The organism is Cupriavidus sp. MEYA8 (assembly GCF_059278825.1).
Genome location: NZ_CM181222.1, coordinates 531790 through 558064, shown reverse-complemented (window position 1 = coordinate 558064; position 26275 = coordinate 531790). Strand labels below are relative to the sequence as shown.

General features: G+C 67.8%; 25 protein-coding genes. 16 read left to right on the top strand and 9 right to left on the bottom strand.

What is annotated here, in order from left to right; genetic code table 11:
• Positions 1 to 19 precede the first annotated feature (19 nt).
• From AC5WJ1_RS19680 to AC5WJ1_RS19640, 9 genes are all read left to right on the top strand, one after another.
• Complete coding sequence (locus tag AC5WJ1_RS19680; RefSeq protein ID WP_133094904.1) at positions 20 to 556, top strand: cupin domain-containing protein; 537 nt, start codon at positions 20 to 22, stop codon at positions 554 to 556.
• Between the two features lie 31 nt (positions 557 to 587).
• Positions 588 to 1439: an IclR family transcriptional regulator gene (locus AC5WJ1_RS19675; RefSeq protein WP_133094905.1), complete on the top strand. Its 852-nt coding sequence runs from the start codon at positions 588 to 590 to the stop codon at positions 1437 to 1439.
• A 5-nt stretch (positions 1440 to 1444) separates the two neighbouring features.
• Complete coding sequence (locus AC5WJ1_RS19670) at positions 1445 to 2248, top strand: SDR family oxidoreductase (RefSeq protein ID WP_135703653.1); 804 nt, start codon at positions 1445 to 1447, stop codon at positions 2246 to 2248.
• On the top strand, positions 2241 to 3950 hold the full coding sequence (locus AC5WJ1_RS19665) for a thiamine pyrophosphate-binding protein (protein WP_135703654.1): 1710 nt from the start codon (positions 2241 to 2243) through the stop codon (positions 3948 to 3950). Before AC5WJ1_RS19670 ends, AC5WJ1_RS19665 begins: the two co-directional genes overlap by 8 nt.
• A gap of 13 nt (positions 3951 to 3963) precedes the next feature.
• Positions 3964 to 4764 (top strand): aspartate dehydrogenase, encoded by an 801-nt coding sequence (locus AC5WJ1_RS19660; protein WP_135703655.1) that lies wholly within the window; start codon positions 3964 to 3966, stop codon positions 4762 to 4764.
• Between the two features lie 39 nt (positions 4765 to 4803).
• Positions 4804 to 6282, top strand: coding sequence for an aldehyde dehydrogenase (locus tag AC5WJ1_RS19655; RefSeq protein ID WP_135703656.1), 1479 nt, complete (start codon positions 4804 to 4806; stop codon positions 6280 to 6282).
• Positions 6283 to 6305: 23 nt separating this feature from the next.
• Positions 6306 to 7280, top strand: a complete 975-nt coding sequence (locus AC5WJ1_RS19650) for a VOC family protein (RefSeq protein WP_135703657.1) — start codon at positions 6306 to 6308, stop codon at positions 7278 to 7280.
• A gap of 30 nt (positions 7281 to 7310) precedes the next feature.
• Positions 7311 to 8267, top strand: a complete 957-nt coding sequence (locus AC5WJ1_RS19645) for a PDR/VanB family oxidoreductase (RefSeq protein WP_133094911.1) — start codon at positions 7311 to 7313, stop codon at positions 8265 to 8267.
• Positions 8268 to 8542: 275 nt separating this feature from the next.
• Entirely contained in the window at positions 8543 to 9961 is a 1419-nt protein-coding gene (locus AC5WJ1_RS19640) for an MFS transporter (RefSeq protein WP_135704011.1), read from the top strand.
• Positions 9962 to 10049: 88 nt separating this feature from the next.
• Here the strand turns inward: AC5WJ1_RS19640 and AC5WJ1_RS19635 are convergent, their stop codons facing one another.
• The gene (locus tag AC5WJ1_RS19635; protein WP_133094912.1) at positions 10050 to 10565 is read right to left on the bottom strand and encodes a MarR family winged helix-turn-helix transcriptional regulator; all 516 of its coding nucleotides are present in this window, start codon (positions 10563 to 10565) and stop codon (positions 10050 to 10052) included.
• A gap of 324 nt (positions 10566 to 10889) precedes the next feature.
• On the opposite strand from AC5WJ1_RS19635, the gene AC5WJ1_RS19630 reads away from it, so the two are divergent.
• From AC5WJ1_RS19630 to AC5WJ1_RS19600, 7 genes are all read left to right on the top strand, one after another.
• On the top strand, positions 10890 to 11879 hold the full coding sequence (locus tag AC5WJ1_RS19630; RefSeq protein ID WP_431189856.1) for a Bug family tripartite tricarboxylate transporter substrate binding protein: 990 nt from the start codon (positions 10890 to 10892) through the stop codon (positions 11877 to 11879).
• Between the two features lie 62 nt (positions 11880 to 11941).
• Positions 11942 to 14251 carry a xanthine dehydrogenase family protein molybdopterin-binding subunit gene (locus AC5WJ1_RS19625; protein WP_494476918.1) on the top strand — a complete coding sequence of 770 codons (2310 nt, stop codon included), beginning with the start codon at positions 11942 to 11944 and terminating at the stop codon, positions 14249 to 14251.
• Positions 14244 to 15110, top strand: a complete 867-nt coding sequence (locus AC5WJ1_RS19620) for an FAD binding domain-containing protein (protein ID WP_195427910.1) — start codon at positions 14244 to 14246, stop codon at positions 15108 to 15110. The genes AC5WJ1_RS19625 and AC5WJ1_RS19620 overlap by 8 nt, the downstream gene beginning before the upstream one ends.
• Positions 15111 to 15119: 9 nt before the next feature.
• The gene (locus tag AC5WJ1_RS19615; RefSeq protein WP_133094915.1) at positions 15120 to 15596 is read left to right on the top strand and encodes a (2Fe-2S)-binding protein; all 477 of its coding nucleotides are present in this window, start codon (positions 15120 to 15122) and stop codon (positions 15594 to 15596) included.
• Entirely contained in the window at positions 15586 to 16308 is a 723-nt protein-coding gene (locus tag AC5WJ1_RS19610; protein ID WP_494476917.1) for an SRPBCC family protein, read from the top strand. Before AC5WJ1_RS19615 ends, AC5WJ1_RS19610 begins: the two co-directional genes overlap by 11 nt.
• 295 nt (positions 16309 to 16603) lie before the next feature.
• Complete coding sequence (locus AC5WJ1_RS19605; RefSeq protein WP_133094917.1) at positions 16604 to 17431, top strand: IclR family transcriptional regulator; 828 nt, start codon at positions 16604 to 16606, stop codon at positions 17429 to 17431.
• A 20-nt stretch (positions 17432 to 17451) separates the two neighbouring features.
• Positions 17452 to 18456: a Bug family tripartite tricarboxylate transporter substrate binding protein gene (locus tag AC5WJ1_RS19600; RefSeq protein ID WP_135703661.1), complete on the top strand. Its 1005-nt coding sequence runs from the start codon at positions 17452 to 17454 to the stop codon at positions 18454 to 18456.
• Between the two features lie 23 nt (positions 18457 to 18479).
• Here AC5WJ1_RS19600 and AC5WJ1_RS19595 read toward each other — a convergent pair whose 3' ends face one another.
• From AC5WJ1_RS19595 to AC5WJ1_RS19560, 8 genes are all read right to left on the bottom strand, one after another.
• A complete protein-coding gene (locus tag AC5WJ1_RS19595; protein WP_135703662.1) occupies positions 18480 to 19322 on the bottom strand; it encodes an IclR family transcriptional regulator in 843 nt (280 codons plus the stop codon).
• A 162-nt stretch (positions 19323 to 19484) separates the two neighbouring features.
• Positions 19485 to 20621 (bottom strand): FAD-dependent monooxygenase, encoded by a 1137-nt coding sequence (locus tag AC5WJ1_RS19590; RefSeq protein WP_135703663.1) that lies wholly within the window; start codon positions 20619 to 20621, stop codon positions 19485 to 19487.
• A 149-nt stretch (positions 20622 to 20770) separates the two neighbouring features.
• The gene (locus tag AC5WJ1_RS19585; RefSeq protein ID WP_135703664.1) at positions 20771 to 21787 is read right to left on the bottom strand and encodes a branched-chain amino acid ABC transporter permease; all 1017 of its coding nucleotides are present in this window, start codon (positions 21785 to 21787) and stop codon (positions 20771 to 20773) included.
• Positions 21787 to 22671, bottom strand: coding sequence for a branched-chain amino acid ABC transporter permease (locus tag AC5WJ1_RS19580; protein ID WP_494476916.1), 885 nt, complete (start codon positions 22669 to 22671; stop codon positions 21787 to 21789). Before AC5WJ1_RS19580 ends, AC5WJ1_RS19585 begins: the two co-directional genes overlap by 1 nt.
• Before the next feature lie 18 nt (positions 22672 to 22689).
• Complete coding sequence (locus AC5WJ1_RS19575) at positions 22690 to 23421, bottom strand: ABC transporter ATP-binding protein (RefSeq protein ID WP_135704013.1); 732 nt, start codon at positions 23419 to 23421, stop codon at positions 22690 to 22692.
• 25 nt (positions 23422 to 23446) lie between these two features.
• Positions 23447 to 24223 (bottom strand): ABC transporter ATP-binding protein, encoded by a 777-nt coding sequence (locus AC5WJ1_RS19570; protein ID WP_494476915.1) that lies wholly within the window; start codon positions 24221 to 24223, stop codon positions 23447 to 23449.
• Between the two features lie 61 nt (positions 24224 to 24284).
• Positions 24285 to 24974 carry a DUF2848 domain-containing protein gene (locus AC5WJ1_RS19565; RefSeq protein WP_133098402.1) on the bottom strand — a complete coding sequence of 230 codons (690 nt, stop codon included), beginning with the start codon at positions 24972 to 24974 and terminating at the stop codon, positions 24285 to 24287.
• Positions 24975 to 25040: 66 nt separating this feature from the next.
• On the bottom strand, positions 25041 to 26264 hold the full coding sequence (locus AC5WJ1_RS19560) for an ABC transporter substrate-binding protein (RefSeq protein ID WP_135703667.1): 1224 nt from the start codon (positions 26262 to 26264) through the stop codon (positions 25041 to 25043).
• Between the last annotated feature and the right edge of the window lie 11 nt (positions 26265 to 26275).

Genomic DNA, 26275 nt, shown 5'->3' with positions numbered 1-26275 from the left:
GAAAACCGAAGGAATCCAAATGAGCGATCTTTCCCAACAGCAAAACATCAAGCGTTCCTGGGACCAGCCGGACGGCGCCTCGTTCGACCAGTGGATGGAAAGCCGCGTGGCGCGCTTCTCCACGCGCAAGTACGACTGGGACGCGCTGAAGTTCCAGGCCGACTACGACCCCAAGTACCGCCGCGCGCAGATGCGCTACCTGGGCACCGGCGGCACCGGCGTGGCCGCGGACACCAACACCGTGCCGTCGGAGCACTTCACCTTCTCCACCATGATCATCCCGGCCGGCCATGAAGGCCCGTCGCATATCCACACCGACGTGGAAGAGGTGTTCTTCGTCCTGCGCGGCAAGATCAAGCTGATCCTGGAAAAGGATGGCGAGCGCTTCGAGACCGTCCTGACCGACCGCGACCTGGTCTCGGTGCCGCCGGGCGTGTATCGCGAGGAAATCAATATCGGCGAGGAAGACGCGCTGATGTGCGTGATGCTCGGCGCCAAGAAGCCGGTCACGCCGACCTACCCGCCCGAGCACCCGCTCGCGAAGATCAAGCGCTGATGCGCCATCGGCCTGTTCGCACGCACTGACCATGAGCACCAACGCCATCCCGACGACGCCAGCCGCCAACGAAACCCCGGACAAGTACATCGTCCCGGGCCTGGAGCGCGGGCTGCGCCTGCTCGGCGAGTTCAGCAGCAAGGACCGCACCATGTCGGCCGCCGAACTGGCGCGCCGCCTGAAGGTGCCGCGCTCCACCGTGTTCCGCCTGCTGGCCACGCTGGAAATGCTGGGTTTTGTCGAGCGCGCCGATGGCGGCCGCGATTTCCGGCTGGGCATGGCGGTGCTGCGGCTGGGGTTCGAGTACCTGGCGTCGCTGGAGCTGACCGAACTGGGCCGCCCGCTGCTGGAGCGGCTGCGCGACGAGATCGGCTATCCGACCAACCTGGTGGTGCGCGACGGGCGTTCGATCGTCTACGTGGCCAAGGCGGTGTCGCCGCGGCCCTTCGCCAGCTCGGTCAACGTCGGCACGCGGCTGCCCGCGCATGCCACGGTGCTGGGCCGGGTGCTGCTGGAAGACCTGCCGCTGGCGGAACTGCACGCGCTGTATCCGGAGGCGCAGCTGGAAGTGTTCTCAGACAGCACGCCGCGCACGGTCGATGCGCTCTTTGCCATCGTCCAGCGCGACCGCGAGCGTGGCTACGTGCTGCAGGAAGGCTTTTTCGAATCGAGCATCTCGACCATTGCCGCGCCGGTGCGCGACCGCACCGGCAAGGTGGTGGCGGCGCTGGGCGCCACCATCCCCGCTGCGCATATCGATCCGGAACAGCTGGACGCGATGGTGGAGAAGGTGAGGAGCACAGCGGGCGAGCTGTCGCGCCTGCTTGACTACCGGCTGTCGCTGCACAGCGCCGGCAAGGTCGTGAATCTGTATCGGGAGTGAGGACAATGTCCATGATTGAACTCGGCGGCAAGGTTGCCGTCGTTACCGGCGGGTCCTCCGGCATCGGGCTGGCGACCGTCGAACTGCTGCTCGAAGCGGGCGCCGCCGTCGCCATGTGCGGCCGCGACGAAGCCCGCCTGCGCAGCGCCGAAGCGCAGTTGCGCGAGAAATTCCCCGGGTGCCGGCTCCATGCCGCCACCTGCGACGTGCTCAAGCCGGAACAGGTCGCCGCCTTCGCGGCCGACGTGCAGCAGAAGCTCGGCAATGTCGACATGCTGGTCAACAACGCCGGCCAGGGCCGCGTGTCCACCTTCGCCAATACCGAAGACGCGGCCTGGATGGACGAACTGCAGCTCAAGTTCTTCTCGGTGATCCACCCGACGCGCGCCTTCCTGCCGCAGCTGGAGAAGTCGGGCCAGGGCGCGATCGTCTGCGTCAACTCGCTGCTGGCGCAACAGCCCGAGCCGCACATGGTGGCGACCTCCGCCGCGCGCGCCGGCGTGCTGAACCTGGTGCGCTCGATGGCCACCGAGTTCGCGCCCAAGGGTGTCCGCGTCAACGGCATCCTGATCGGGCTGGTCGAATCGGGCCAGTGGCGCCGCCGCTTCGAGGCGCGTCCTGAAGCAGACCGCCACCTGGACTGGGCCGCGTGGACCGCGCGCCTGGCCCAGCAGAAACATATTCCCCTTGGCCGCCTGGGCCTGCCCGTCGAGGCAGCCCGCGCCATCCTGTTCCTTGCCTCGCCGTTGTCTTCGTACACCACGGGCAGCCATATCGATATCTCCGGAGGACACTCCCGTCATGCCTAATCAACACCAGTACGAACAACAGCAGGTCACCGTCGGCTGCGCCATCACGGCGTTTCTCGAGCAGTGCGGGGTCAAGGCCGCGTTCGGCGTGATCTCGATCCACAACATGCCGATCCTCGACGCCATGGGCGAGCGCGGCCACATCCGCTTCGTGCCGGCACGCGGCGAAGCGGGCGGCACCAACATGGCCGACGCCTACGCCCGCACCACCGGCGGCCTGGGCGTGTGCCTGACCAGCACCGGCACCGCCGCGGGCAATGCCGCCGGCGCCATGGTCGAAGCGCTGACCGCCGGCACGCCGATGCTGCATATCACCGGCCAGATCGAGACGCCGTACCTGGACCAGAACCTGGCCTACATCCACGAAGCGCCGGACCAGCTCACCATGCTGAAGGCCGTGTCGAAGGCCGCCTTCCGCATCCGCAGCGCCGACACCGCGATCAGCACCATCAAGCTGGCGGTGCAGACCGCGCTGACGGCGCCGACCGGCCCGGTCAGCGTGGAGATCCCCATCGACATACAGGCCGCGCTGATCGACCTGCCGGCCGACCTGCAGCCGCTGCCGGTGCCTAAGCATGTGCCGTCGGCGCACGCGCTGGACGCGCTGGCCGAGCGCCTGGTGAATGCCAAACGCCCGCTGCTGTGGCTGGGCGGCGGTGCCCGCCACGCCAGCAAGCAGGTGCAGCGCCTGCTGGACCTGGGCTTCGGCGTGGTCACCAGCACGCAAGGCCGCGGCATCGTGGCGGAAGACGATCCGCGCTCGCTGGGCGCCTACAACCTGCACAAGCCGGTCGAGGCCTTTTACCAGACCTGCGACGCGATGCTGGTGGTGGGCTCGCGCCTGCGCGGCAATGAAACGCTGAAGTACGAACTGAAGCTGCCGCGCCCGCTGCTGCGCATCGACGCCGATCCCGCCGCCGAAGGCCGCTGCTACCAGAGCGATTACTTTGTCAGCGGCGATGCCGCGCTGGCGCTGGACGCGCTCGCAGACCGGCTCGAAAAGCGCATGAATGTCGATCCGGCCTTCGCCGCCGACCTGCGCCGCGCGCATGACGTCGCCGTCAACGGCCTGGTCGATGGCCTGGGCCCGTACTCGGCACTGGTGCAGGCGCTGCAAGGCGCAGTCGGCCGCAACTTCAACTGGGTGCGCGACGTGACCGTGTCGAACAGCACCTGGGGCAATCGCGAACTGCGCATCTTCGACTCGCGCGCCGGCGTGCATGCGCTGGGCGGCGGCATTGGCCAGGGCCTGGCCATGGGCATCGGCGCCGCGATCGGCGCGGCGGCCACCGCGTCGGGCAAGAAGACCTTCACGCTGGCCGGCGACGGCGGCTTCATCCTGAACCTGGGTGAGCTGGCGACTGCCGTGCAGGAACGTGCCGACATGGTCATCGTGCTGATGAACGACAAGGGCTACGGCGTGATCAAGAACATCCAGGACGCGCAGTACGGCGGCCGCCGCCACTACGTCGACCTGCATACGCCCGACTACGCCGCGCTGGCCAGGTCGCTGTCGCTGCGCCATGCGCGCGTCAGCAGCCTGGCCGAAGTCGGCGCCGCGCTGGAGCAGGCCACGGTGGAGCCCGGCCCGTTCCTGCTGGAAATCGACATGCTGTCGATCGGCAGCTTCAAGACCGTGTTTGCCGGCCCGCCGGTGAACAAGGAAACCCCGGCTTCGGAACAGGCCACCGTCAGCGCCTGAGGAGAGCAGAAAAATGCTGCATGTGTCCATGATTGGGTGCGGTGCGATCGGCCGGGGCGTGCTTGAGCTGCTCAAGAGCGATCCCGACGTCGCCTTCGACGTGGTGATCGTGCCCGAGAGCGCGATGGACGAGGCCCGCGGCGCGCTGTCCGCGCTGGCGCCCAGCGCCCGCGTGGCCACGCACCTTGACGACCAGCGCCCCGACCTGCTGGTCGAGTGCGCCGGCCACCATGCGCTGGAAGAGCACATCGTGCCGGCGCTGGAGCGCGGCATCCCGTGCATGGTGGTGTCGGTGGGCGCGCTGTCCGAGCCCGGCATGGCCGAGCGGCTGGAAGCGGCGGCACGCCGTGGCGGCACGCAGGTGCAGCTGCTGTCCGGTGCCATCGGCGCCATCGACGCGCTGGCCGCGGCGCGCGTCGGCGGGCTGGATGAAGTGATCTACACCGGCCGCAAGCCGGCGCGCGCCTGGGCTGGCACCCCGGCCGAGAAGCTGTTCGACCTGGATGCGCTGACCGAGGCGACGGTGATCTTCGAAGGCACGGCGCGCGACGCCGCGCGCCTGTACCCGAAGAACGCCAACGTCGCCGCCACGGTGTCGCTGGCCGGCCTCGGGCTGGATCGCACTGCGGTGAAGCTGCTGGCCGATCCGCATGCGGTGGAGAACGTGCATCACGTGGAAGCGCGCGGGGCGTTTGGCGGGTTCGAGCTGACGATGCGGGGCAAGCCGCTGGCGGCGAATCCGAAGACGTCGGCGCTGACGGTGTTCAGCGTGGTGCGGGCGCTGGGCAACCGCGCGCATGCGGTATCGATCTAGTTCCGGCAGCCACGCCCCACAGACTTAGCAGGCAACGACATGAACCCACAAGAAGTCCTCCCCATCTGCATCGCCGGCGAATGGCGCCTCGGCACGGGCGACCGCTACGGCACGCGCTATCCGGCGACCGGCGAGGTCGTCGCAGAACTGAATGCCGCCAGCCCGGCTGACGTGGAAGAAGCCGTGCAGGGCGCGCACCATGCCTTCCTTACCAGCGGCTGGGCCCAGCGCAAGCCGCACGAGCGTGCCGCTGTGCTGTACCGCGTGGCCGAACTGATCCGCGCACAAGCCGAGCCGCTGGCACAACGGCAGCGCCTGGACAACGGCAAGCCCATCAGCGAAACGCGCGCCCTGGTCGCCAGCGCAGCCGGCACCTTCCAGTTCTTTGCCGCCGCCTGCGAAACGCTGGAAGAAACCATCACGCCGCAGCGCGGCGACTGCCTGACCATGAGCGTCTACGAGCCGATGGGCGTGGTCGCGGCGATCACGCCGTGGAACTCGCCGATCGCCAGCGAGGCGCAGAAGATGGCCCCCGCGCTCGCCGCCGGCAATGCCGTGGTGGTCAAGCCGGCCGAAGTCACGCCGCTGATGGCACTGGAACTGGCGCGCATTTGCGAAGAAGCCGGCGTGCCCAAGGGCCTGATCAGCGTGCTGCCGGGCAAGGGCTCGGTGATCGGTGATGCCATCACCAAGCATCCGCTGGTGCGGCGCGTGTCGTTCACCGGCGGCACTACCACCGGCAAGCACATCGCGCATATCGCCGCCGACAAGATGATGCCGGTGTCGCTGGAGCTGGGCGGCAAGTCGCCGACCATGGTGTTCGACGACGCGGACCTCGACCACGCGGTCAACGGCGTGCTGTACGGCATTTTCAGCTCGTCGGGCGAGTCGTGCATCGCCGGCTCGCGCCTGTTCGTCGCGCGTTCGCAGTATGAGCCGTTCATCGACCGCCTGGCGGCCGCCGCTTCGCACCTGCGCGTTGGCGACCCCGCCGATGAACGTACCCAGATGGGCCCCCTGATCACCGACCGCCACCGCGACAGCATCGAATCCTACGTCGCGACCGGCGTGCACGAAGGCGGCCAGCTGCGCACCGGCGGCGTGCGTCCCGACGTGGCCGGCCTGCCCAACGGCTACTTCTACACGCCCACCATCATCGAAGGCCTGGATAACAACGCCCGCATCTGCCAGGAAGAGATTTTCGGGCCGGTGCTGGTGGCGATCCCGTTCGACGACGAGGACGACCTGATCGGACAGGCCAACGACAGCGTCTACGCGCTGGCCGCCGGCATCTGGACGCGCGACTACAAGCGCGCCTGGCGCGTGGCCCGTGCGGTGCAGGCGGGCAATGTGTGGATCAACACCTACAAGCAGTTCTCGATCTCGACGCCGTTCGGCGGCTGGCGCGACAGCGGCCTGGGCCGCGAGAAGGGACGGCTGGGCATCCTGCAGTACATGGAGCAGAAAAGCGTGTACTGGGGCCTGAACGAACAACCGCTGCCGTGGGCCAGCCACTGAGCCCGGCAGGCAGGAGAGAAGCAATGATCAAGGTATTGGGAATCGACGAGATCGTCTACGGCGCGGATGACTTTGACGCCTGCCGTGGCTTTTTCTCGGACTGGGGCCTGGCCATCAAGCGCGATGACGCGCAGGGCCTGGACTTCGAAACGCTGAACGGCTGCCGCGTGCTGGTGCGCCGCATCGACGATGCTTCGCTGCCGCCTGCGATCGAGGCCGGCCCGACGCTGCGCGAAGTGGTGTGGGGCGTCGAGTCGCAGGCATCGCTCGACCATCTGGCTGACGCGATCGCCGATGCGCCGGGCTTCGTGAAGCAAGGCGAAGGCGCCACGCTGCGCATCGGCTGCACCGACCCGAACGGCCTGGCGGTGCGCTTCCAGGTCACGCGCAAGCATGACGTGCAGGTCGAATGCGCGCTGATGAATACGTGGAACGACAAGCCGCGCCTGAACCAGCGCAGCCCGATCTACGACCACGCCACGCCGATCGAAGTCGGCCACGTGGTGTTCTTCGTGAAGGACGTCAAGGCCACCGAGCAGTTCTATGTGGAGAAGTTCGGCTTCGTGCCGTCGGACCGCTACCCGGACCGCGGCGCGTTCCTGCGCTGCACCGCGGATGGCGGCCACCACGACCTGTTCCTGCTACAGCTGCCGGAACCGAAGAGCGGCCTGAACCACGTCGCCTTCACCGTGCGCGACATCCATGAAGTCTTCGGCGGCGGCATGCATGTCTCGCGCAAGGGCTGGGACACGCAGCTCGGCCCGGGCCGGCATCCGATTTCCTCGGCCTACTTCTGGTACTTCAAGAACCCGGCCGGCGGCCTGATCGAATACTACGCCGATGAAGACCAGCTCGACGAGCACTGGGAGCCGCGCGCCTTCGAGCCGGGTCCGACCATGTTCGCCGAATGGGCGATCGAGGGCGGCATCGACGGCAACACCCGCCGCCAGAAGAACGCAGGCGGCCCGGCAGGCAAGTTCCTGACCGAGAAGCGGTAAGAGAGAGAAGCGCGACAGAAGGAAGCAGCAATGAGTGCCCACCAGTCCCTGACCCTGCGCGTCCAGGCCATGCGTTTTGAAGCGCGCGGCGTGGTCAGCATCGAACTCCAAGATCCCGAAGGCAAGACCCTGCCCGAGTACAGCCCGGGCGCCCATATCGACCTGCACCTGGGCAATGGCCTGGTGCGCAGCTACTCGCTGTGCGGCGCGCCGGAAGCGCGCAACCGCTACACCGTGGGCGTGCTGCTGGACCGCGGCAGCCGCGGCGGCTCGCGCTACGTGCATGAGCAGCTGCGCGTGGGTGCCACGCTGACGGTGGGTGCGCCGCGCAACAACTTCGAGCTGGACGAGAGCGCCGCGCATACCGTGCTGGTGGCCGGCGGCATCGGCGTCACGCCGATCGTCTGCATGGCGCGCCGGCTGGCGGAGCTGGGCAAGTCGTTCACGCTGATCTACTGCGCCCGTTCGCGCGCCGAGGCGGCATTCGTCGAACCGCTGTCGGCCTATGGCGATGCGGTGCGCTTCCACTTCGACGACGAAGCGGGCGCGCCGCCGGACCTGAAGGCGATGCTGGGCGGACAGGACGCGCAGACGCATTTCTATTGCTGCGGCCCGGGCCCGATGCTGAATGCGTTCGAGGCCGCATGCGAGGCGCATGCCTACCCCAATGTCCATATCGAGCGCTTTGCCGCCGACCCGTCGACCGAGGCGGTGCAGGAGGGCGAATACGTGGTGCAGCTGTCGCGCACCGGCTCGCTGGTCAAGGTGCCGTCGGGCAAGTCGCTGCTCGATGCGCTGCTCGATTCCGGCGTGGAGGTCGAGTACAGCTGCCGCGAAGGCGTGTGCGGCTCGTGCGAAACCGCCGTGCTGGAAGGCTGCCCGGACCACCGCGACAGCGTGCTGAGCAACAGCGAGCGCGCCAGCAACAAGACCATGATGGTATGCGTGTCCGGGTGCAAGGGCAGCAAGCTGGTGCTGGACTTGTAATTCGCGATTGCTCGTTCCGAGAGTGTTTTCGCCCCTCTCCCGCGCGCGGGAGAGGGGCGGGGGAGAGGGCCAGCGCTGGCCGCAGCCAGCGCGTTGCCAGGTCCCGATTTCCTCATCCAAGGCCGCCGGGCAAGCCGGGCGTATGCCGCCTGCAGCGCCTGCCCTCTCCCCAAACCCCTCTCCCGCAAGCGGGAGAGGGGAGCAACCCCCGAAGAATCAAACCGAGAAGTACCGTGTTCACACAGAGACAAGACGCAGCGTCCCCCGGCGCACCGGTGGCCGCCACCGCAGGTATCGTGACCACGGCCGACAGCGCCGGCCAAAGCGCTGCGGCTGCCCGCAGCGGCCCGGTCACGCGCGGCAACATCGTCGCCCGCATTGAACGCATGCCGGGCAACGCCATGCATATCCGCGCCCGGCTGCTGATCGGCCTGGCCACCTTCTTCGACGGCTTCGATGTCATCGCCATTGCCGCCACGCTGCCGCTGCTGATCGCGCAATGGTCGCTGACGCCGGCGCAGATCGGGGTCCTGATCGCCGCGCCGTCGGTCGGCCAGCTGGTCGGCGCGCTGCTGTTCCCGGGGCTGGCCGAGCGCTTCGGCCGGCTGCGCTCGATCGGCTGGAGCGCGGGCATCATCGGCCTGATGAGCATTGCCTGCGGCTTCGCGCCGTCGTTCGAGATCTTCCTGCTGCTGCGCATCGTGCAGGGCCTGGGCCTGGGCGGCGAGCTGCCGGTGGCCGCCACCTATATCAATGAAGTCACACGCGCGCATGGCCGCGGCCGCTTCGTGCTGCTGTACGAGGTGGTGTTCCCGATCGGCCTGATGGTGTCCAACGGCGTCGGCGCCTGGCTGGTGCCGCACTACGGCTGGGAGGTGATGTACTTCATCGGCGGCGTGCCGCTGGTGCTGTTCTTCATCCTGAAGCGCGTGATCCCGGAATCGCCGCGCTGGCTGGCCGAGAAGGGCCGCCTGGAAGAAGCCGACGCGGCGCTGCGTGCGTTCGAGGCACGCGCCAGGGGACCGCTGCCGCCGCCGCAGAATGCCAGCGCCTATGACCGCATGACCCAGCATCCGCGCCGGCGCGTGCGCGACCTGGTCAGCAAGGCCTACCTGGGCCGCACGATCGCGGTGTGGATGCTGTGGGCAACCTGCGGCTTTATCCAGTACGGCCTGTCGACCTGGCTGCCCACGGTCTACAAGACCGTCTACCACGCGCCGCTGCAGCTGGCGCTGAACCTGGCCGCGGGCGCCTCGGTGCTGGGCGTGGTCGGCTCGCTGGTGTGCGCGATGATCGTCGACAAGGTCGGCCGCAAGCCGGTGATCAACGTGTCGTTCCTGCTGTGCGCGCTGTCGCTGGTGCTGGCCGGCGTGTTCCACGCCGCGTCGGTGTATGTGGTGGCGACCTTCTGCGCGCTGGCGATGGGCTTTTTGGCCAGCGGCTTTATCACCGCCTATGTCTATACGCCCGAGCTGTACCCGACCAGCGTGCGCGCGATGGGCTGCGGCCTGGGCGGCGCCTGGCTGAAACTGGCCGCGATCTTCGCGCCGACGCTGATCGCCGGCACCATCGGCAACGGCACCCTCAACGTGGCGTTCTTCGCGCTGGCCGTGGTGCCCGCGCTGGCAGCCGTCACCGTTCACTTCTTCGGCATCGAGACCAAGGGGCAGGTGCTGGAGGAACTGGAGGTCTGAACGGGCGCGTGCTTGTCCCGTTTATCTTTGAAGGCCGCGCCGGGATCCGGGGCGGCCTTTTTCTTTTGCTGTGCGACCTGGCGCTGCGCTATCCCTGCGCCCGCAGCAGCTTGCGCAGCCCCTGATAAACCGCCTCCCTTTCCTGCGGCGACAGCATCCGGATCACTTCTGCCTGGCCCTTGCGTGCCAGCGGCATCACCTGGTCGTGCAGCGTCGAGCCGGCCTCGGTGATGGCGCAGATCAGCTTCTTGCGCGGCGTGTTGCCGGCCGAAGTCAGGCGTACCAGCCCGCGGTCTTCCAGCAGCCGCAGCGTGCGGCTGACCAGCGCCTTGTCCGAGGTCGATTGCGTGACCAGCTCGGAGAAGGGCAGTTCTTTCGCATGCGCCAGCAGCGCCAGGATGCGCCACTCCGGCACGGTCAGGCCGAACTGCTCGGCGTAGGGCTTGGTGACGGTGCTGCGCAGCGCGGTCACCAGCTGGCTCAGCATGGTGGTCAGGAAATTGTCGACAGTCAGGCCGTTGCCGGCCTCGTCGAGATCGGTCCAGGGGCTGGCGGTCAGTTCTGGCGCGGGCTGGCCCTGGGCGGGCGCGGCGTCACGGGGCATGCGGTCCTCTTGTCTGGGGTCTGCCGGCAGGTTGGTCGGGGCCGGTGGGCGGGCCAGATTGTCTCACAGGCCGCAGCGAGTCCGGTGCCAATGTCTCGTCATTACCACCAGAAAAAATCAATGAGCGAATATAAAAAGTCAATTGGTGTTTTCAGTAAGTTGAGTTGTCAATATTTGCCACCTACAGTAGTCACGTTCCTGATGTGAACATGTGTTTTACCAATAAAACAACCGCAGTGTTGTGATCCATAAGCCAACCCTGTTTCGCGGTGTGCACAACAGCCCACCTCCAACGCCGCGACTGCGCCCCCTCAGGAGCTGTTGATGAGACATGATCGCCCCCGCCGCCATTTTCTCGCCGCCACTGCCATGGCCGCGCTCGCACTTGCCGCGGGCAGCGCGGTGGCCGCGCCCTATCCGGCAAAGACCGTGACCATGGTCGTCGCCTATCCGCCCGGCGGCGATACCGACGCCATGGCGCGGCTGTATGCCGACAAGCTGTCCGCGCGCCTGAAGCAGCCGGTGATCGTCGAGAACCGTCCCGGCGCCGGCGGGGTGGTCGGCGCCAGCTTTGTCAGCCGGGCGCCCGCCGACGGCTACACGCTGCTCTACACGCCGAACCCGTTCACGCTCGCGCCGATGGTGCTCAAGCTGGCGCCGGCCGCCAGCTACGACCCGCTGCACGGTTTCACGCCGGTGATCCAGACAGCGGTGCAGGCGGTGCTGCTGGTGGCCAACCCGGCCGCTGGTGTCAAGACCCTGCCGGAAATGATCGCGGCGGCCAGGGCGGGCAAGACCTTCACCTACGGCAGCCCGGGTGCCGGGTCGCCGATGCACATCGCCGGTGAAATGCTGAACCGCGCCGCCGGCGTGAAGATCCAGCACGTGCCGTACAAGGGCGTGGCGCCGGCGGTCAACGACGTGGTGGCGGGGCATGTGAACTTCGCCTACGTCACGCTGGGTCCGGTGGCCCAGTACATCAACACTGGCCGGCTGATCCCGCTGGCGATCACGGACGCGAAGCGCTCGCCGCTGCTGCCCAACGTGCCGACGCTGGCCGAGCTTGGCTACAAGGACGTGGTAGTCGGTGCCTGGCATGGCGTGATGGCGCCAAAGGGCACGCCGCCGGAAGTGGTCAAGGTGCTGAACCAGCAGCTCAATGACGTGATCCGCCTGCCCGACGTGGCCGAGAAGATGGCCACGTTCGGTGCCATCCCGGTGGGCGGCGCGCCGGCCGCGCTCGACAAGGTCAATGCGGGCGACTACGAGCGCCTGGGCAAGGTGATCCGCGACCTCGGCATCACCGCGGAGTGAGAGCAGCCAGCGCATCGATTCATGCAACACGCTATTTGCAGCACGACACGCAGGAGGCCGGCATGAGCAAGGCCATCGTGGGAACGTCCACGCCGCAGGTGACCGCGCGGGAAAAGGTCATGGGGCGCGCGCAGTATGCCGGCGACATCAAGCTGCCCGGCATGCTGCACGCCAAGGTGCTGCGCAGCCCGCACCCGCATGCGCGCATCGTCGGCATCGACACGTCGGCGGCGCGCGCATTGCCCGGCGTGAAGCTGGTGGTAACGGGACACGACGTGCCCACCCGCAGCTGGGGCCCGCACCGCAAGGAACAGCGCATCCTGGCCTGCGGCGTGGTGCGCCACGTGGGCGAGGAAGTGGCGGCCGTGGCGGCAGTCAGCGACGAGGTGGCGCGCGATGCGCTGGACCTGATCCGCGTCGAGTATGAACCGCTGCCGGCATTGCTGACGCCGGCAGCGGCGCTGGCCGAAGGCGCGCCTGAGCTGCACCCCGGCACGCGCAATATCGGCCACCAGATGCGGATCGAACGCGGTGACGTGGAAGCGGGCTTCGCCGGCGCCGCCGTTGTGTATGAGGCCACCTACGACATGCATTCGCAGTACCCGGGCTACCTGGAGCCGATGGCGTCGGTCGCGGCGCAGGACGGCAACGGCCGGCTGACGCTGTGGGCCTCGACCCAGTCGGTGTTCCTGGCTCGCATGCGGCTGGCCGAGGCGCTGGACCGGCCGGTGTCGACCATCCGCGTGGTGCAGGCCACCACCGGCGGCGGCTTTGGCGCCAAGATCGTCGAGGAGAACAACAGCCTGATCTGTGCGTTCCTGGCCAGCAGGCTGGACCGGCCGGTGCGGCTGGTCAACAGCCGGCTGGAGGACTTCCAGGGCGCGCGCGCCAGCGTGCCGATGACGGTCTGGTTGCGCATGGGCCTGTCCGCGGACGGCATGATCGTGGCCAAGGACGTGCGCATCACCGCCGAGTGCGGCGCGTATGCCGGCCTGGCCGGCGACGTGATGCATGTCACCGCCATGCGCAGCGACAACATGCACCAGGTGCGCAACGTGCGCTCGCACGCGGTGATGGCCTATACCAACAACCCGCCGCGCGGCGCGTTCCGCGGCTTCGGCGGCCAGCAGATGCAGTTTCCGCTGAACTGCCACCTGACGGTGCTGGCCGGCATGCTCGGCATCGACCCGATTGAAGTGCACAAGCGCAATGCGATTCCCGCCGGCGCGACCAGCGTGCATGGCTGGAAGATCAGCAGCACCGGCATGGCCGAGTGCCTGGAGATGACGCGCAAGGCGATCGGATGGGATCAGAAGCGCGCCACCCTGAACTTCGCCGCGCGCGGCACCGGCACGCGCCGGCGCGGCGTCGGCATCGCGGCGGCGATGCATGTCAGCGGCAACCGTACGCTGGGCAACTGGGACGGCTCGACTATCCTGCTCAAGCTCAACGAAGACGGCCGCGTGATGCTGCAGACCAGCGAATGCGACATGGGGCAGGGCGCCAACACCATGCTCAGCCAGATCTGCGCGCAGGAGCTGGGCATCCCGCTGTCGCACGTGACGGTGATGGTGCCCGACACCGACACCGCACCGTTCTGCCTGGGATCGCTGGCGTCGCGCGTGACCATCATCGCCGGCAACGCGGCATTGCGCGCCGCGCGCGAGGCGCGGCAGAAGCTGCTGGCGCTGGCGGCGGAGAAGCTGGGCGTCGCGGCCGAGCTCCTGACGATTGCCGATGGCCGCATCGTTGCATCCGGACAGACGGACAAATCCGCCACGCTGGCCGAGATCGCGCGGCTGCACATCTTCCGCCACGGAGGCGAAGGCATCCATGTGCGCGCCACCTACGACGCGCCCACCGTGATGCATGACGACAACTACTACGGCAACGTCGCGCCGTCGCACTCGTTCGCGGCGCATGCGGTCGAGGTGGAAGTCGATACCTGCACGGGCCAGGTCACCGTGGTCGACAGCTTTGTCGCCGACGACTGCGGCAAGGCCATCAACCCGCTTGCGGTGCATGGCCAGACCCATGGCGCCACGGTGCAGGCGATCGGCTGGACGCTGTACGAAAACCTGCACTACGAGGAAGGCCGCCTGATGAACGGCAACCTTGCCGACTACACCATGCCCACCGCCGACGCGGTGCCGATGCTGCGCACCGACGTGGTTGAATCGAACGATCCCAACGGGCCGTATGGCGCCAAGGGTGCCAGCGAAACCGCGATCCTGCCTGGTGCGGCGGCGATCGCCAATGCCGTATTCGACGCCGTGGGCGTGCGCATCCAGTCGCTGCCGATCACGCCGGAGAAGGTGCTGGCGGGTTTGCGCGCCTTGCAGCAGCAGGACGGGGAGGCCGCCCATGCGTGATTTCGAGTTCCTGGAGCCGGCGTCGGTGGCCGAGGCCAGCCGCATGCTGGCCGACCTTGGCGACAGCTGCCGCGTCTTTGCCGGCGGCACCGCGCTGATGCTCGGCATGCGGCAGCGCATGCTGACGCCCGGCCACCTGGTGTCGCTGGGCAGGCTGGAAGCGCTGCGCGGCATCAGCTTCGATGCGCGCGAGGGCCTGCGCATCGGCGCGCTGACGCGGCATGCCGAGGTGGCGCGTTCGACGCTGGTGCAGGCGCATTACCCGATGCTGGCCAGCATGGCCGCGCGCGTGGCCAACCCGCAGGTGCGCAACCAGGGCACCATCGGCGGCAACCTCTGCTACGCCGACCCGGCCACCGATCCGCCGGGCTGCCTGCTGGCGCTGGGGGCGCAGGTCGTGGTCAGCGGCAGCGGCGGAGAGCGCGCGATCCCGATCGAAGATTTCCTGGTCGACTACTACGTGACCGCGCTGGCGCCCGACGAGGTGCTCACGCAGATCCGCGTGCCCGCGCCGGGCGCAGGCGCCGACGGCCGCTACGCGCGCTTCCTGCGTACCGCCGCCGAGCACCGGCCGCTTGCCAGCGTGGCGCTGGCGGTGCGCCGTGAAGGCGCTTTCTGCGTGGAAGCGCGGCTCGCAGTGGGCGCGTCGACGCCGATCCCGGCGCGGCTGGGCCGCGCCGAAGCGCTGCTCGCCGGCAAGATCGTGACCGCCGAACTGGCTGCCGAGACGGCCGCCATCGTCGCCACCGACATCAATGCGGTCTCGGACATGCGCGGCTCGGACACGTACCGCCGCGAGATGGTGCGCGTGGTCGCGCGCCGCACTATCGCCGAGTTGTTCGGCGTGGCCTCGGAGTAAGGAATCGCCATGAACAAAGTCAGCATCGAACTCACCGTCAATGGTGAAGAACACCAGGTGGAAGTGCCGGCCCGGCGCCTGCTCTCCGACCTGCTGCGCGACGGCCTCAACCTGACCGGCACCAAGCGCGGCTGCGAGACCGGCATCTGCGGCGCCTGCTCCGTGCTGGTCGACGGCGAGGTGGTCAAGTCCTGCCTGATGCTTGCCGTGCAGGCGCGCGGGCGTCATGTGATGACGGTGGAAGGGCTGGCCGCCGACGGCCAGCTGCATCCGCTGCAGCAGTGCTTCATGGACAACGGCGGGCTGCAGTGCGGCTATTGCACGCCGGGCTTCCTGATGGCGTCGTGCGCGCTGCTTGCCAACAATCCCAACCCGACGGAGGACGAAGTCCGCCACGGCCTGAACGGCAATCTGTGCCGCTGCACCGGCTATGTGGGCATCGTCGAATCCGTGCTGTCCGCCGCGGAGAAAATGCGTGGAAATTGAAAAGACCCTTGTGACCGCGGCGCCGCCGGCGCGCGTATGGGAACTGCTGCTCGACCCCAACGTAATGGGCGCGTGCGTCCCCGGCATGGAATCGATCGAGGTGCTGAGCGATGTCGAGTACATCGCGCACATGGCGGTGAAGATTGCCTTTATCAACGCGCGCTTCCGGCTGCATACGAAGATCGTCGAAACCCGCGCCCCGCATTACCTGCGCACCGAGGGCACCGGCGAGGATGCGTCGGTGGCAAGTTCGCTGCGCCAGTCGAGCGAGATCTTCCTGACCCCACAGGAAGATGGCTCGACGCAGCTGCGCATCAGGGTGCAGGTGGATGTATTGGGGCGGCTCGGCACGTTCGGGCTGAGTGTGATGAAGACCAAGGCAGACCGGATGTGGGATGAGTTTGGCGCCAACCTGCTGGTGCGGTTGTCGCCGCAGGGGCAATTGCAGGCTCCGCCGCAAGGGCAGGCACAACCGCAGCTGTCTTCGGCGGTGCGCTTGCAACCCGCTGCCGTGCCTGCGGCCAATGGTCATGCGGTTCGGGCGCCAATTGCTGCGCCGGGACTGTTTGCGCGGCTGCTTGGGCGTGGCGATGCTAGGCCGTTGAGCGATATTTGCGTTGAGTTGCGGCGTCGCGACGAGACCATTGTGGTGCGGTGGCCGGCGGCGCAGGGGGAGCAGTGTCTGGCTTGGTTGCGGGAGTATTTGCGGTGAGGCTCTTGGGGGCTAGCGCTGCGGCTGATATCTGGTGGCGCTTGGGATGCCCGGTTCCGCCCGCGTGGCGCCGTCGCGGCGCTGCCCGCAATCCCTTCTATCCCGCTTGTTTGCTCCCCTCTCCCGCTCGCGGGAGAGGAGCGGGGGAGAGGGCCGGAGCAACAACAAAGTGCTGGTCGTCAAGCCCCCAAACCTGGCCGAATCGCGGGTCTCATCCCCGGAACAGGTACCCTATCGGTTTCAGGCGTGGTATATGAAAGCGTTACGCCAAGACCGAAACCTGCAGAGACAGACCATGACCACCGAAACGCCGCCAGAGGACGACAAGGACAGCGGCCAGGACAAGTACATCGTGCCCGGCCTGGAGCGCGGCCTGCGGCTGCTGGGCGAGTTCAGCAGCCGCGAGCGCACGCTGTCCGCCGCCGACCTGGCGCGCCGCCTCAAGGTGCCGCGCTCGACCGTGTTCCGGCTGCTGGCCACGCTTGAAATGATGGGATTTGTCGAGCGCACCGATGGCGGGCGCGAATTCCGCCTGGGCATGGCGGTGCTGCGGCTGGGCTTTGACTACCTGGCTTCGCTGGAACTGACCGAACTGGGCCGGCCGCTGCTCGACCGGCTGCGCGACGAGATCCACTATCCGTGCAACCTGGTGGTGCGCGACGGGCGCTCGATCGTCTACGTGGCCAAGTCGGTCGCGGCGCGGCCGTTCGCCAGCACGGTCAACGTCGGCACGCGGCTGCCGGCGCACGCCACCGTGCTGGGCCGGGTGCTGCTGGAAGACCTGACGCTGGAAGAACTGCGCGCGCTGTATCCCGAAGACCGCCTTGAAGTGTATTCCGAGAGCACCCCGCGCACGGTCCAGGAGCTGTATGAGATGGTCCAGCGCGACCGCGAGCGCGGCTACGTGCTGCATGAAGGCTTCTTCGAGGCCAGCATTTCCACCATCGCGGCGCCGGTGCGCGACCGCACCGGCAAGGTTGTGGCGGCGCTCGGTGCCACCATCCCCGCCGCGCGCATCGAACCCGACCAGCTGGACGGCATGGTCGAGAAAGTCCGGCAGGCGGCGGCAGAGCTGTCGCGCCTGCTCGACTACCGTCCGGTCATGCCGAAACCGTTTGTATAGGCGTTTGTACAGGCAGCGACATGCAGCAATCCAGGCAATCGAAGCATTCGCCGCGACGACGCCGATGGCTGGGCGCGGCAATCGCCCTGGCGGCGATGCCGTGGACCGTGGCGCAGGCGGCCAGTTGCGCCAATGTGCGTATCGTGGTGCCGTTTCCCGCCGGCGGCCCGGCCGACCAGCTGGCGCGCACGCTCGCGCACGGCCTGCAGCAGAAGCGCGGCACGCCGTTCGTGGTCGACAACAAGCCGGGCGCCAACGGCAATATCGGCATCGACACCGTGCGGCGCGCTCCTGGCGACGGCTGCACGCTGCTGGTGGCGCCGGCCGGCAACCTCACCATCAATCCCACGCTGATGCCGGCGCTGACCTACAGCGTCGAACGCGATTTCCGCGCGGTGTCGCTGCTGGCAGGGTCGCCCAACGTGCTGGCGGTGCATCCGTCGGTCAAGGCCAACAGCGTGCAGGAGCTGGTGAAGCTGGCGCAGCAGGCGGACAAGAGCGGCAAGCCGCTGGGCTACGCCAGCCCAGGCGTCGGCAGCGGGCTGCACCTGGCGGGCGAGCTGTTCCGGCACAAGGCCGGCATTGCGCTGCTGCACGTGCCGTACAAGGGCACCACGCAGGCGCTCAATGACGTGGTGGGCGGGCAGGTGCCGATCTTGTTCGGCACCTGGCCTACGCTGGCGCCGTTCATCCAGTCGGGCCAGCTGCGCGCGCTGGCCGTGACGCAGGCCAGACGCTCGCCTGCGGCACCGGGCGTGCCGTCGCTGGCGGAGCAGGGCGTGGCCGGCATCGATGTCAGTTCCTGGTATGCGCTGCTGGTGCCCAGGGCGACGCCGCAGCCGGCGGCGGATGCGCTCAGCGCTGACGTGCGCGCGTTGCTGGCTACGCCGGCAGTGCGAGAGGAACTGCAGCGCCAGGGCATGGAGCCCGCCGGCAGCACGCCGCAGGCGCTGGACGCGCGCATTCGCCAGGAGACCGCGTCGTGGGCAAAGCTGATCCGCGAGTACGGGATTACCGCGGAATGACGGCGAAATAGCTGCCGCTGGCGTCAGCGCTGGCGCTCGGGGCGATGGCCGAGCAGCGCCGACAGGTCGCGCGCCGCTGCCTTGACTTCCTTTTCCACGCGTGCGCGCAGCGTGCCGTCCGACTCGAAGCGCTGCTGCGGTCCCGCCACGCTGAGGGCCGCGACGACTTCGCCATCGGCGCCGCGCACCGGCGCCGCGCACGAATCGATCCCCGGTTCGTAGGCCGAAAAACTCCACGCGCAGTCGCGCTCGCGGTCGGCGGCCAGGATATCGGCCAGCCGCGCATGGGTGGCCGGGCTCTGGCCGGTGACGGTCGGCAGCGGGTCCGGGCCCAGCAATTCCTTCAGTGTTTCCGGCGGCAGGCCGGCGATCAGCATCCGGCCGGGCGTGGTCAGGTGCGCCGGCACGCGGCTGCCCACCTGGATATTGCTGACCAGCGTCGCTGCCGGCATGTGGCGCAGCAGGTAGAGCGCGTCGCCGCCGTCGCGCACCACCAGGTACGCGGACAGCTGCAGCGAACCGCTCAGCGTGGCCAGCACGCGCGCGGCCAGGCTGGTCAGGTCGTTCGATGCCAGCACGCGCGACGCGAGCTTCAGGAAATTGAAGCCGACCTGGTGGCCGCCATGAGGCAGGCGTTCGACCATGCCTTCGTGCTCCAGCGTGTCCAGCAGCCGCATCACGGTGACGCGGTTCACGTCGATGCGGCGGCCGACCTCGCTCAGGTTGGCGGTGGGACCGCCTTCGGCGATATAGCGCAGCAGACGCAGGCCGCGGATCACCGGCGAAACCAGCTGGGCTTCGCGGGCGTCTTCGGCTTCGGCGCTGTCGTCGAGGTCGGGTTCGGTCGGCGGACGGGACTTGGGCATCTGAGGTTTTGGTGTTAACGGAAGACGGCCGCGCGCGCGGCCGTCAGGCTGGTGATCTCTAGTGCGGGCCCGTTGGTATGTGAGCGCGCTATGGTTCACTACCACCCCTGGCAGGCGCTCCCCGCAAGCGGGAGTGGGGGAGCAACCCCCCAAAGGATACGTTCACCCCAGCGCCACGTTCCAGGCGTCGTAATCGTACACCCAGTCGGCATTGCCGCCTTCCTTGAGCCACGCATTGCTGCGCGAGCCGATCTGGATGCGACTGGTGCGCTCATGGCGCGCAGCCTGGTAACGGTCCAGCGCCGCGGGCACGGCGGCAGCGCCATCTTTCGCCGCATCGGCCAGGCAGCGCGCCAGCACCACCCCATCCTCGATCGCCATGCCGGCGCCCTGCGCCATGAACGGCATCATCGGATGGCAGGCATCGCCCAGCAGCGTGACCGGGCCGGACGACCATCGCGGCAGCGGATCGCGCACGTACAGCGCAGAAATCAGCACGTCGTCGCAGGCATCGAGCAGCGCGCGCGCTTCCTGATGGAAGCCGGCATAGGCGCTGCGCAAGTCTTCCACGCGGCCCGGCGTGGTCCACGACTCGTGCCGCCACGCTTCCTGTGCCACGGTGGCAAAGACAAAGATGTCGCGGCCACGGTTGAGCGGGAAGGTGACGATCTGCGTGGCGGCATCCGGACCCCACCATTTGGTGAAGGCGCCCAGGTTGGGCACGCCGGCCAGCTTATCGGCGGGCACCACGGCACGGTACGCGACCACACCGGTGAAGATCGGGCTTTCCTGGCCCAGCAGCGCGGTGCGCACCGTGGAATGGATGCCGTCGGCGCCGACCAGCACGTCGACACGCTCTTCCGTGCCGCTGGCAAAGCGCAGCGTGGCGCCGTCGGCGTCCGACACGATCGCCACGGCCTTGTGATCCAGGCGTACGGTCGCGGCGGGCACCGCGGCTTCCAGCGCAGTCATCAGGTCGGCGCGGTGCATGGTGAGCTGCGGAGCGCCGTAGCGGCGCTCGGCATCTTCCTGCATCGGCAGGCGCGACGTTTCTTCACCGGTATCCCACATGCGGCTGATCCGGTGCGAAGGCCGCGCGGCGGTCTCGCGCAGCGCGTCGCCGACGCCAAGGCCGTCCAGCGCGCGCACCGCGTTGGGCGTCAGGTTGATGTCCGCGCCGACCCGGGCAAAGCGGGGCGCCTGTTCATACACCACCGCGTCCAGGCCGAGCCTGCGCAGCGCGATGGCCGCGGCCAGTCCGCCGATGCCGGCGCCGTTGATGCCGATCTTCAAAGTCATGTTGCCGTTCCGGTAACGCCAGCGGGGCGTTCCGGAATCGGTCGGGCACGCGCTGACTTTTATGTTCATAAATGAACTATATGTTCATAAAAAGTCTATGCGCGAGTGGGGCAGCGGGTCAACCAAGGGTTAACGCGTAGCGAATGCAGCTAGTCCGGTTGCCGCCCGAAGCTGCCGACAATGCCTTTGCGGAACGCCAGCACGCAGATGACAAAGATGAAGCCGGTCACCATCGACACCGATTCGCCAAGCCCGTTGAACCACTGGAGCCCGGTGGCCGAGGCCAGCAGGTTGCCGATGTCGCCCAGCTTGTTCTCCAGCGCCACGATCACGAAGGCGCCGACGATGGGGCCGGCCAAAGTGCCCAGCCCGCCGACCAGCGTCATCAGGATCACCAGCCCCGACATCGACCAGTGCACGTCGCTGAGGGTCTCGAAGCCCAGCACCAGCGCCTTGACCGAACCCGCCAGACCCGCGAGCGCCGCCGACAGCACGAAGGCAGCCAGCTTGAAGCGGTCGACGTCATAGCCCAGCGAGATCGCGCGCGGCTCGTTCTCCTTGATCGCCTTCAGGATCTGGCCGAACGGCGAATGCACCGTGCGCACGATCAGCGCGAACGCCGCCACGACGATCGCCAGCGCCACGTAGTACAGCGTCAGGTCATTGGACAGCGGCAGCACGCCGAACAGCTTGCCGCGCGGGATGCCCTGCAGCCCGTCCTCGCCGCCGGTGAACGGCGCCTGCAGGCAGAGGAAGAACAGCATCTGCGCCAACGCCAGCGTGATCATCGAGAAGTAGATGCCCTGGCGCCGGATCGCCAGCGCCCCCATCACCAGGCCGACCAGCGCGCCGGTTCCCGTGCCCAGCAGCAGCCCGATCTCGGGCGTCACGCCCCACACCTTTATGGCGTGGCCGGCCGCATAGCCCGCACCGCCGAAGAACGCCGCATGGCCGAACGACAGCAGGCCGGCATAGCCGATCAGCAGGTTGAACGCGCACGCGAACAGCGCGAAGCAGAGCACCTTGAGCACAAACACCGGATACGCGCCAGCCAGCGGCGCGGCCAGCAGGCAAGCCAGCAGCGCGCCGTAGAGCGCCCGCTTCGGCAGGCGGCGCGCGGCCTGTGCCGGCTGCATGCCGAGGGTAGCGATAGTCGATCCGTTCATCACTTCTCCTTTCCAAACAGTCCGGCCGGGCGCAGCAGCAGCACGACCACCATGACCACGAACACCACCGTCGACGACGCCTCGGGGTAGACCACCTTGGCCAGCCCCTCGATCACGCCCAGCCCCAGGCCGGTCAGGATCGCGCCGAGGATCGAACCCATGCCGCCGATCACCACCACCGCGAACACGACGATGATCAGGTTCTGCCCCATCAGCGGCGACACCTGCATCACCGGCGCCGCCAGCACGCCGGCGAAGCCGGCCAGTGCGACGCCGAAGCCGTAGGTCAGCGTCACCATCCTCGGCACGTTGACGCCGAATGCCTCGACCACCTTCGGGTTCTCGGTGCCGGCGCGCAGATACGCGCCGAGCCTGGTCTTCTCGATCACGTACCACGTCGACAGGCACGACGCCAGCGATGCGACCACCACCCACACGCGGTAGTTCGGCAGCCGCATGAAGCCCAGGTCCGTTGCGCCCTGCAGCGCTTCAGGCGGGGCATAGGGCAGGCCTGAAACGCCATAGGCCGAACGGAGCACGCCTTCGATCACCAGCGTGATGCCCAGCGTCAGCAGCAGGCCGTAGATATGGTCGAGCCTGTAGATCCAGCGCAGCATGGTTTTCTCGATCAACACGCCGACGCCGGCCACCGCAAGCGGCGCCAGTGCCAGCATCGCCCAGTAGCTCAGGCCGGCATACGACATGCCGGCCCAGGCCAGCACCGCGCCCAGCATGAACAGCGCGCCGTGGGCAAAGTTGATGACATTGAGCAGGCCGAAGATCACGGCCAGGCCCAGGCTCAGCATGGCGAAGAAGGCGCCATTGACGAGCCCCAGCAGCAGTTGCGACAGCAGGGCCGGCAGGGGGATTTCAAACAGGTTCATGGGTGCTCCTCGTCAGACTCATACGCCCAGCAGTTCATGCAGCACCGGCATCTTTGCCTGCAGATCGCCGGCATCGAAGCGCTCGACGATGCTGCCGTGCTCCATCACGTAGAAGCGGTCGGCCAGCGGCGCGGCGAAGCGGAAGTTCTGCTCCACCATCACCACCGTGTACCCCTTCTGCTTGAGCATCCGGATCATGCGCGCCAGCGCCTGCACGATCACCGGTGCCAGCCCTTCCGAGATTTCATCGAGCAGCAGCAGGTTGGCGCCGGTGCGCAGGATGCGCGCCACCGCCAGCATCTGCTGCTCGCCGCCCGACAGGCGCGTGCCCTGGCTCTGGCGGCGCTCCTTCAGGTTGGGGAACATGTCGTAGATCTCGGACTCGCTCATGCCCGCGGTCGTCTCGCCACCCTTGCCCTTGAGCTGCGGCGGCAGCAGCAGGTTCTCCTCGCACGACAGGCTGGAGAAGATCGCGCGCTCTTCCGGGCAGTAGCCGATGCCGTAGTGCGCGATCTTGTGCGTGGGCAGGCCGATGGTCTCGTTGCCGTTGACCTTGATCGAGCCCTTGCGCGCGCCGGTCAGGCCCATGATCGCGCGCAGCGTGGTGGTGCGCCCGGCGCCGTTGCGGCCCAGCAGCGTCACCACTTCGCCGCGGTTCACCGTGAGGTCGACGCCGTGCAGGATGTGCGATTCGCCATACCAGGCCTGCAGGCCCTTGATTTCGAGGGCGGGAGTGTTGTTCGTGCTGATCGTACTCATTTGCTCGTCCCCCGCTTCAGTGCGCGCCCTGCAGCTCGGCATCGGCCGTGCCCATGTAGGCCTCCATCACGCGCGGGTCCTTCGACACCTCGGCGTAAGGCCCCTCGGCCAGGATTGCGCCCCGCTGCAGCACGGTGATCTTGTCGGCGATCGACGAGACCACGCTCATGTTGTGCTCGACCATCAAAATGGTGCGGCCGGCGGAGACCTTCTTGATCAGCTGCGTGACGCGGTCCACGTCCTCGTGGCCCATGCCCTGCGTGGGCTCGTCGAGCAGCATCAGCTCCGGCTCCATCGCCAGCGTGGTGGCGATCTCCAGCGCGCGCTTGCGCCCGTACGGCAGGTTCACCGTCAGCGTGTGCGCGAACTCGGTCAGCCCCACCTGCTCGAGCAGCTCCATGGCGCGGTCGTTGAGCACATCGAGCGAGCGCTCGCTGCGCCAGAACTGGTACGCGGTGCCAAGCTGTCGCTGCAGCCCGATGCGCACGTTCTCCATCACCGTCAGGTGCGGGAACACCGCCGAGATCTGGAACGAACGGATCACGCCGCGGCGCGCGATCTGCGCGGGCTTCTCGCGGGTGATGTCGATGCCGTTGAATACGATGGTGCCGGTGGTCGGCTCCAGGAACTTGGCGAGCAGGTTGAAGCAAGTGGTCTTGCCTGCGCCATTAGGGCCGATCAATGCATGGATCGAGCCGCGCCGGACTTGCAGGTTGACGCCGTTGACCGCGGTAAAGCCGCGGAACGACTTGCCGAGATCGCGGGTCGCCAGGATCAGGTCGTCATGCGGCATGGCCGTGCCTCCTTATCGTTGGCTGCCACGTTGCCGTGGCGAAAGAGATAGCGCGCCATGCTTAGCCCTCCACCGGCAGCGTCGCGATCGCGTACGCGTGGCGCAGCGTGCGGCCCAGCACCGGGTCTTCCAGCTCGATCTCGAAACGCTGCGCCGGGCGGATGCCGCCGATGGCCGGCAGCGTGCCGCACAGCATCGCCGAGCCCTCGCCAAAGCTGCCGCCATGCCCGGCAAAGCGGTCGAGCAGGTCGGCCGGCGAGCGCATCGCCGTCACCGCGCCTTGCTGGTACAGCACGCGTTCGCCGTCGATGGTGGCGTAAGAGCGCAGCACCAGCCGGTCCCAGTGGCCTTCCACTTCAGCCAGCTTCCACAGGGTCTGCGCACAGGGCTTCTCGCACATCTGCTTGGACACAGTGATGCCATAGATCTCGGCCTCGCGGTCGGTGTGGTCCGAGGCGATGCCCACCAGGATCTCGCCGCCGTCGTTCACGAGCAGGAATTCCGCTTCGCCGCTGCTGGCTTCGCCGCTGACCTGGATCTCCGGCGCGGCGCCCAGCCGTTCTGCGGCGACGCGATAGAACACGGGCGTGTAGGGCGGGCGCTTGACGCCAAGTTCTTCCAGTTCGCGGATATGGGCTTCCATGGCCTCGACGTCGCGGCCGGTCCATCCCGCCACCACCAGCTGGCGAATGGCGACGGCGCGTTGCGACTTGCCCTGGCGGCTGTCGATATCAAAGGTAAGGGTCTTCATGTTCGGGGGCTCTCTGTGCGGGGGAGGGGCGGCCAGCGTCAGCGCCGGCCGCATGGACGGGTTGGCTTACTTCTTGACCAGCGGACAGGCGCTGGCGCTGAGCGGCCGGAACGCTTCGCTGGCGGGGATCACGCTCTTGATCTTGTAGTAGTCCCACGGGCGCTTCGATTCCTGTGGCCGCTTGACCTCGACCAGGTACATGTCATGCACCATCAGGCCATCGGCGCGAATGGTGCCGTTGGTCGCGAAGAAGTCATTGACCGGCGTGGCGCGCATTTTGGCCAGTACCGCGTCGCTTTCGTCGGTGCGCGCGGCCTGGATCGCCTTCAGGTAGTGCATGGTCGACGAATACACGCCGGCATGGACCAGTGTCGGCATCCTGCCGGTCTTGGCGAAGTAGCGCTGCGACCACGCGCGCGTGGCGTCGTCGCGGTCCCAATAGAACGAAGTCGTCAGCGTCATGCCTTGCGCGGCCTGCAGCCCCAGGCTGTGGATGTCGCTGATGAACATGTGCAGGCCCGCCAGCCGCTGCTTGCTGCCGTTGATGCCGAAGTCCGCCGCGGTCTTGATCGCGTTGACGGTATCGGCGCCGGCGTTGGCCAGCCCGATCACGCTGGCGCCGGACGCCTGCCCCTGCAGCAGGTACGACGACAGGTCGGCGGAGTTGATCGGATGCTTCGCCTTGCCCTTGAGCGTGCCGCCGACACTCGACAGCGCCTCGGTGCCATCCTTCTCCAGCGACGCACCCAGGGCGTAGTCGACAGTCAGGAAGTACCAGCTGTTGTCGCCGCGGCGGGTCAGTGCCTTGACCGTGTTGGCGGCGAAGGCGTAGGTGTCGTACGAGTACTGGATCGTATAGGGCGAGCAGTCCTCGTTGCTCAGCCGCGTGGTGCCGGCACCACTGGCAATGACGATCTTGTGCTTGAGCTTGCCCAGGTTGGAAACGGCCAGCGCCACCGACGACGGCAGCGCGTCCTGGATGACATCGACCTTCTGGTTGTCAAACCAGCCGCGCGCAAGCGTGGCGGCGACGTCGGTCTTGTTCTGGTGGTCGGCGCTGACCACCTGCACGGGTGCGCCGAGCACCTTGCCGCCGAAGTCGTCGACAGCCATCTGCGCGGCGATCACCGAGCCCTTGCCGCCGATATCGGAAAAGATGGACGACATGTCGGTGAGCACGCCGATCTTGACGACGCCATCGCTGACGGGGGCGGGATCGGCCGCCACGGCGGTTCCCGAGATGAGGGCGGCGCAGGCGAGCGCGGCCGCGCCGATGCGGATATCAGGCATGTTGTCTCCTT